The 7,669-nt window shown below is 69.4% G+C and carries 5 protein-coding genes and 1 pseudogene; 2 read left to right on the top strand and 4 right to left on the bottom strand.

What is annotated here, in order from left to right:
- Window positions 1–86: 86 nt before the first annotated feature.
- The gene (locus HR086_RS42635; protein WP_371745466.1) at window positions 87–626 is read left to right on the top strand and encodes a DUF488 domain-containing protein; all 540 of its coding nucleotides are present in this window, start codon (window positions 87–89) and stop codon (window positions 624–626) included.
- An 81-nt stretch (window positions 627–707) separates the two neighbouring features.
- Here the strand turns inward: HR086_RS42635 and HR086_RS42630 are convergent, their stop codons facing one another.
- The 3 genes from HR086_RS42630 to HR086_RS42620 form a co-directional block, all read right to left on the bottom strand.
- Window positions 708–3,851: a multidrug efflux RND transporter permease subunit gene (locus tag HR086_RS42630; protein WP_174453524.1), complete on the bottom strand. Its 3,144-nt coding sequence runs from the start codon at window positions 3,849–3,851 to the stop codon at window positions 708–710.
- Window positions 3,852–3,926: 75 nt separating this feature from the next.
- Window positions 3,927–5,075 (bottom strand): efflux RND transporter periplasmic adaptor subunit, encoded by a 1,149-nt coding sequence (locus tag HR086_RS42625; RefSeq protein ID WP_371817191.1) that lies wholly within the window; start codon window positions 5,073–5,075, stop codon window positions 3,927–3,929.
- A complete protein-coding gene (locus HR086_RS42620) occupies window positions 5,063–6,439 on the bottom strand; it encodes a TolC family protein (protein ID WP_174463124.1) in 1,377 nt (458 codons plus the stop codon). The genes HR086_RS42625 and HR086_RS42620 overlap by 13 nt, the downstream gene beginning before the upstream one ends.
- A gap of 143 nt (window positions 6,440–6,582) precedes the next feature.
- On the opposite strand from HR086_RS42620, the gene HR086_RS42615 reads away from it, so the two are divergent.
- Window positions 6,583–7,008 carry a MarR family winged helix-turn-helix transcriptional regulator gene (locus tag HR086_RS42615; RefSeq protein WP_254626703.1) on the top strand — a complete coding sequence of 142 codons (426 nt, stop codon included), beginning with the start codon at window positions 6,583–6,585 and terminating at the stop codon, window positions 7,006–7,008.
- Window positions 7,009–7,094: 86 nt separating this feature from the next.
- Here HR086_RS42615 and HR086_RS42610 read toward each other — a convergent pair.
- Window positions 7,095–7,669, bottom strand: a pseudogene (locus HR086_RS42610) (cell envelope biogenesis protein TolA); the annotation flags it as partial.

Raw genomic sequence — 7,669 nt, 5'->3', positions numbered from 1 at the left:
GTCCAACCCGCCGCCCGTCCTGCGTACCGCCCCGTCCAACCCGCCGCCCTTGCTGCCCAACCCCTGCGCCGTACCGCCGCGCTTCGATGCGGCATCACATAGCAGGGCGCGTGCCGCATCCTTCGCCTCGCTCGATCCAAGCGTTTCCAAGGACTTGCGACGAAGCCACCGCGAGTGATCCACGCAGGTCCGGTAAGAAGTCGGGTGAACCCTTCCGGAATACGGTGCCCTCGGCACCGGGTTGCCCCTCGATGCCCATCAAGACCCGTCGTTGGTGTGTTCCAGGAGAGCCCGATGATGGCTTGCGTCTCCTCGTCTGTCGCTACAGGCCGCGCGGCCTCCCCAAAGCCAAGGAGACCTGGGACGAGTGGCGCCGCGAGCTGGCGCCCAGCCCCGACCTCTTCGAGGCCTTCTACGGCAAGGGCCAGACGCCGATAACCCTCGATGCCTACCGAGAGCGGTACATCCAGGAAATGCAGTCACAGCGGGAAATCATCGCAGAGCTGGCCGCGAGGGTGGACCGGGGAGAGACGGTGACGCTCCTCTGCTCCAAGGACTGCATCCTGGAGCCCGTCTGTCACCGCACGCTGCTCGCGGAGCTCATCGAAGCCGCCCGCCGCTCCTGACCTTCTGGAGCGTGGGCGGCCGCACCGCCGGGACATGGGAGCCAGTGGCTCCCGCGTCCGCCAGCGGTGTCCTTCACGGGCTCACGGCGCGGGAGCCGCCGCCGGGAGTTCGTCGTCCGCCGCTTCCCGCCGGGACTCGCCGCGCACCTTCTGCATCAGCACGTAGAGGCCCGGGATGAAGATGAGGTTGACGATGGTGGACACCAGCATTCCGCCGAACACCGTCGTGCCCAGCGAGTTGCGTGCCGCCGCGCCCGCGCCCTGCGCCGTCATCAGCGGCACCACGCCCAGGAGGAACGCGATGGAGGTCATCAGGATGGGCCGCAGGCGGACCTCGGCGGCCATCACCACCGCCTCCAGCGCGTCCTTGCCGCTCTCCCTCAACTGCTCGGCGAACTCCACGATGAGGATGGCGTTCTTGCTGGCAAGACCCACCAGCATCACCAGACCCACCTGACAGAACACGTCGTTGGCGTACCCGCGCATGAGCTGCAGCGCCAGCGCGCCCATGATGGCCAGGGGCACCGAGAGGATGATGACGAACGGCAGGCTGAAGCTCTCGTACTGCGCCGCCAGCACCAGGAACACGAACAGGAGCCCCAGGCCGAAGATGATGAGCGTCTGACCACCGCTCTCCTTCTGCTCCAGGCTGATGCCCGTCCACTCCGCGCTCATGCCCTGCGGCAGCGTCTCCGCCGCGAGCGTCTCCATCGCCTCGATGGCCTGACCGGAGGAGACGCCCGGAGCCGCCGCCCCGTTGACCTCCGCCGAGCGGAACAGGTTGTAGTGGCGGATGACCTGCGCGGACACCGTGGGCGTCACCTTCACCAGCGACTCGAGCGGAATCATCTCCCCGTTGTCGCTGCGCACGTAGAACGCGCCGATGTCCTGCGGGCTGTCGCGGTACTGCTGCTCGGCCTGCACGTAGACGCGGTACGTCCGGTTCGCGTAGTTGAAGTCGTTGACGTACTGGCTGCCCATGTAGACCTGCATCGTCCCGAAGATCTGCTCGATGGGGATGCCGAGCGCCTTGGCCTTCTGCCGGTCCACTTCCACGTCCAGCAGCGGGGTGTCCGCGTTGAACGCCGTGAGCACGCCGCGCAGCCGTCCGTCCGCGTTGCCCTTCGCCACCAGCTCCTGCGTGGCCGTCGCCAGCTCATCCAGCGTGCGCGAGCCCGCCGTGTCCTCGACGATGTACTGGAAGCCGCCCACGCTGCCCACGCCGCGGATGGCCGGGGGCTGGAAGGGGATGACACGCGCGCCACCGATGCGGCTCAGCGGCCCACGCAGCCGCTCCACCAGCCCCGCGACGGACTGGTTCTTCCCCGGACGCTCCTCCCACGGGATGAGGCTGGAGAACACCGTCGCCAGGTTGGGGCCGGTGCCCTGGAAGGAGAAGCCGCCGATGGCGAACATGGCGCGCACCTCCGGCTGCTGCTTGAGCACCTCCTCCACCTGGGCCAGCACCTTCTCCGACTGGGCCAGCGACATGCCCTCCGGGCCCTGGATGGAGATGATGACGTAGCCCTGGTCCTCGTCGGGGATGAAGGCCGTGGGCGTCACCCGGAACAGCACCACCGTGGCGCCGATGCAGGCCAGGAACGCAACCAAGACGATGAGCGGGTGCTTGAGCAGCGCCCGCAGGCCCCGGCCGTACCAGGCGCGCGTCGCGTCCAGCACCTTGTCCACCCAGCGGAAGAACACCCACTTCTCACCCACGTGGTGCTTGAGCATCCGAGCGCTCAGCGCCGGGGTGAGCGTCAGCGCGCAGAACGTGGACAGCGCCACCGACGCGGCGATGGTCAGCGCGAACTGGCGATAGATGGCGCCCGTCGTTCCTGGGAAGAGGGCCACCGGGACGAACACCGCCACCAGCACGACGGAGATGGCGATGACGGCGCCGGCCACTTCCTTCATGCCCTCGCGCGCGGCCTGTCGCGCTGTCAGGTGCCGCTCCACCATCAACCGTTCGATGTTCTCGATGACGACGATGGCGTCGTCGACGACGAGGCCCGTGGCCAGTGTGAGGCCGAAGAGGGTGAGGGTGTTGATGGAGAAGCCCATCAACTGGACGAAGGCGAAGGTGCCCACCAGGGAGACGGGCAGGGTGAAGGCCGTAATCAACACGCTGCGCCAGCCGTGCAGGAACAGGAAGATGACCAGGATGACCAGGGCGATGGCTTCCACCAGCGTCTGGAGTACCTCGTGGATGGAGGCGCGCACCGCGAGCGTGGTGTCCGTGCCCGTCTGGAACGTCATGCCCGGGGGGAACTGCGCGGACAGGCGCTCCAGCTCCTTGAAGACGCCGTCGCGCACGTCGAGCGCGTTGGCGGTGGGCAACTGGAAGATGGCCAGACCCACGCCCGTCTTCCCGTTGAAGCGCAACAGCGTGCCGTAGCTCTCCGCGCCCAGCTCCACCCGGCCCACGTCCTTCACGCGCACGCTCTTGCCGCTCGCGTCGCGCATGAGGACGATGTCGCCGAACTCCTCCGGGTCCACCAGACGGCCGCGCGCGCGGACCGCGAGCTGGTAGGGCTGCTCTTCACTGGAGGGTGGCTGGCCCACCTGTCCCGCGGCCACCTGGAGGTTCTGCTCCTGGAGCGCGCGCGTCACGTCCTGGGGCGTGAGCTTGCGGCGCGCCAGCTCCGTGGGGTCCAACCACAGGCGCATGGAGAACTTGCGCTCGCCGAAGATGCGGACCTCGCCGACGCCGCGCACGCGCTTGATGGCGTCCTTGAGATTCACGTCGGCGTAGTTGCTGAGGAACTTCGCGTCGTAGCGGTTGTCCGGGCTGGACAGACCCACCGTCAGCAGCATCTGGCTGGAGGCCTTGTTGACGACGATGCCCGTCTGGTTCACCTGAGAGGGCAGACGCGCGGCGGAGCGGCTGACGCGGTTCTGCACGTCGACGGCGGCGACCTCGATGTCGCGCGTGGGCTCGAAGGTGACGGTAATCTGGCTGGTGCCGTCATTGCTGCTGGTGGAGGTGATGTAGCGCATGCCCTCCACGCCATTGAGCTCCTGCTCGATGGGAATGGTGACGGCGCTCTCCACCACCTCGGCGCTGGCGCCCACGTAGTTGGCCGTCACCGTCACCTGCGGCGGTGCCAGGTCCGGGTACTGGGAGATGGGCAGTGTGGGGATGGCAATGGCCCCCACCAGCGTCAGCAAGATGGAGCAGACGATGGCGAAGACGGGTCTGCGGATGAAGAAGTCGACGAACACGGCGTTCAGGCCCTCATTCTCATGGCGGTAGCCGAGCCTCGCGATGCGACTGGCGAGGCCCGGTCCATCCCCTGCTCAGCGGCTGCCCGCCGTGGCGGCACCGGCCCCGGCGGCCGGAGCGGCGTCGGGGGACTTCACCTTCACGGCCATGCCGTCGCGCAGCGCCTGCAGCGAGGACACCGCCACCCGGTCGCCCTGCTTCAGCCCGCCTTCGATGACGTAGGACAGGTCGCCCAGCGTCCCGAGGACGATGGGGCGGCGCTCCACCACCGTCTTGCCTTCCTTGTCCTGCACCACCATGGCGAAGGGCTGACCACTCAGGCGCACCACCGCGAGCGCGGGAATCTGCAGCGCGTCCCGCTTCGCGTAGACGATGCGCGAGCGCACCAGCTCGCTGGGGCGCAGGCCCACGGTGTTCTGGAAGGCCGCCTTCACCTCCACCAGCTGCGTGCGCGGGTCCGCCTGCGGCGCGACGAAGAACAGGGGGCTGGTGAGCAGCACCTTGCCCTGCGAGTCCAGGACCTCCAGCGCCGTGTCCGGCTTGAGCGCGCGCGCCCGCTCGGACGGCAGCGCCACGCTGACCTCCAGGACATCCGCCTGGGCAATCGTCGTCAGCGGCGTCGTCGCGCCCACGAAGTCACCCATGCGCACCAGCACGTCGCCCACGGTTCCCGCGAAGGGCGCGCGCACGGCGTGGAACTGCAACTGCACCTGGCGCTGGGCCACCTGGGCCGCGGCGGAGCGCGAGGCGGCCTCGGCGGCCTCCACCTGGGCGCGGCCCTGCTCCAGCTCCTGAGCGCTGGCGAGGCCTTCCTTGTAGAGCGCCTCCGTGCGCGCCAGGGTGGTGCGCGCCAGCTCCCGGCTGACGTGCGCGGAGCTCTGCTGCGCCTGGGCGCTGTCGAGCGCGGCCGTCTCCGTGCGCGAGTCGACCTCCAGAATCGGAGCCCCGGCCTCCACCTTCTGACCGGGCTTCACGTGGATGCGGCGCACGTAGCCCGCGACCTGAGGCAGCACGGTGATGTTCTGCCGCGACAGGAGCGAGCCCAGGTACTCCCCGGTGTCCCGCACCTCGCTGGGCGCCAGCGTCAACACCTGCACCTCGCGAGGAGGTGGCGCGGCCGGAGGTGCCGCCTTGCCCGAGCACCCCGCCGCCATCAGCAGGGCGGAACTCCACAACGTCATCTTCAGCGCCTTCAGGGGGCGCACCCGCATCACCAATCGCACCGGGCCTCCGTCAAGAATGCGTCCAGGCGCGCCTGGACAAGCTCGAATTCACGCAGCGCCAGCGTCAGCTCCGCCTGGCGCAAGGCCGCTCCGCTCTGCACCAGCTCCAAGCTGCTGCCGCGGCCCACTTCAAAGGAACGGCGCGTGAGCCGGTCCGTCCGGTCCGCGAGCTCTCGCGACTCGGACGCCGTCTTCACCAGCGCCTGTGCCACCTCGATGCTGCGTCGGGCCTGCGTCACCTCGACGGACACGTCGCGGCGGCTGCCCTCCAGCGTCTCCGCCGCTTGACGTTCGATTCCCTCGCGCTCCTTCACCAGTCCACCGCGCAGGCCGCCTTCCCACAGGGGGACGGACAGCACCGCGGCGATGCTCCATGAAGAGAAGCGCCCGAAGCTCGGGTCCGTCGTCACCGCTTGCAGGTTGCTCGTCAGGCCGAGCGTCGGCAGGTAGCCCGCGGACGCCTGCCGCCGGCTGTCGCGCGATGCATCCACCTGCGCGCGGGCGGCCGCCAGGTCCGGGCGGGTGTCCAGGTCCTCCAGCGGAGTGCACGCCTTGCGCGTGTCCTCCATCAGTCCGCCCAGGTTGAAGGACGTGTCCACGCCCACCGCGTTGCCAAAGCCCAGGGCGATGCCGAGCGCCTCGCGCGCCCGGCGAAGCTGCTCGTCACCGGAGACGAGCGCGCCGCGCGCCAGCGCCACATCCTGGTTCACCCGCACCACGTCGAGCTGGTTGCTCGCGCCCAGGTCGAACGAGCGCGTCGTCAAGGCGGAGCGCTCCAGCGCCTGGAGCAGACCCACGCGGTTGATCTCCGCGGCCCGCTCGGCCGCCACGGTGGCGACCAGCGTGCGGGCAAGCCCCAGCGTGAGGCGGCGACGCAAATCTTGAAGGCTGGCCACCGCGCCGCGCTCGGAGGCGGATGCCGACGACAGGCCTCGCCACGCGCCCACGTCCACCAGCGACTGGCTCAGGGACGCGGAGAGGGTTCCGACAATCGGCGAGGTGGGCGTGCGCCCGTCCAGCGCGGGCGTGGGAAACACGCCCACCGCGGTGTCCGGGTTGAGGAGGTCATGGGCGGCACTCGCCGACGCGCGTGCGTTGGGCAAGAGCGACGCCAGGGCCTGACGCCAGCGCCCCTCGGCGCGTTGGACGCCGGCTTCCGCGGCCCTCAGATTCGTCGAGCGCTCCCGCACGAGCGTCAGCGCCTGCTCCCAGGTGCTCACCTGCTGAGGCGCGGCGGGGACCGGAGCCAACATCGGGTCCTCCACCTTCGGCTGAAAGGGGACAGGGGGAGGAACAGGAGTACTCGGCGCGGCCGGCGTCGAGGCAGCGACGAACGCCAAGAGGAGAGCGGTGGGGGCGGACATACCAATCGGGTAGGTAAGGGTGACTGCAGGTGCGACTCGACTCCCCCCATCCGACGAATTGCGTCAGGCAGATGTAATTGACAACCATTGTAGGCGACAACTATTTCTTCAGAGGAATGACTTTCGCGGAGCACCTCGCCTCGTTGCGTCGCAGCATTCGCCGCCACCTCACCGAGAAGCTCGGGGCGCGGACGACGCGGCCGTTCAATCAACTGCTGGCGCTGAAGGCCATTTCCGAGGGCATGCGAAGGCAGTCCACGCTCGCCGAGCGGCTGATGGTGGACGCGCCCGCGGCGAGCCGGCTGGTGGATCGGCTGGAAGAGGATGGGCTGGTGCTGCGGCAGGCCGGGGAGGACCGGCGCTGCTTCCGGCTGGAATTGACCGCCCAGGGAGAGCGCGAGCTGTCCCACCTGCTCGATGCGCTTCGGGAGCTGGACGGCGAGCTGGGGGAGTACCTTCCGGAGCCCGAGCTGTCGGAGCTGAAGCGACTGATGGAGAAGCTCCAGACGGGCCTGAGCCTGCGGTCAGTCGGTCCGGACGTGCCTGGCACCGACGGCTGCGGCGAGTGAGCGGGGTCTGGAACGACGAAGGGCCCGGCCTCCGGAAGTGATTCCGGAAGACCGAGCCCCTCGGCTCGAAGCGGTGAGGCGGCCTGTCAGGCCTGCTGCGCGGGCTTCGGCTCCGCCTCGGTGGTGGCGGCGGGAGCCTCGGCGGGCGCCTGCTGCGCGGCGGACTGGGCCTCCGATTCGGCGCGCACGCGGGAGGTCTCCTCGGTGCGCTGGTCGCTGGCGGCCATCTCCTCCGGGGTCAGCTCGGTGCGGTCGGCCAGGATGCCCGTCTTCTTCTCCAGGTCCTTGATGGCGCGGCGCATGAGGTCGCGCTCGAGCAGCGTGCGGTTCAGCCGCTTCTCCAGCGCCTTGTACTTGTCCTTCATCAAGTCCAGGTCGCCCTTGGTCGCGGCGTAGACGCGCTGCTGCGTCTCGTTGCGGCCCTTGATGCGGCGCACTTCCTTCTCCAGGTCCACGGCGCGGTTGCGGTCCTTGTTCGCCGCCTGCTCCAGCCGGTCCATCTTCTCGCGGTCCGCCTCGCTCAGCTCGCGGATGACGCGGCGAGGAGTCCGGTCCTCGCGAGCGGCCTCGGCCACCGGCGTCACCGACACGGCCGCGGCCACCACCTGCTCACCCTCCTTGGCGGGGGCGGCGATCTGCGGGGCCACCACGGGGGCGGCGG

Origin of the sequence: Myxococcus sp. CA039A (assembly GCF_013336645.1) — a bacterium.
GTDB lineage: Bacteria > Myxococcota > Myxococcia > Myxococcales > Myxococcaceae > Myxococcus > Myxococcus llanfairpwllgwyngyllgogerychwyrndrobwllllantysiliogogogochensis.
The sequence above is the reverse complement of the archived record's forward strand: the minus strand, read 5'-3'. Positions and strand labels throughout refer to the sequence as shown.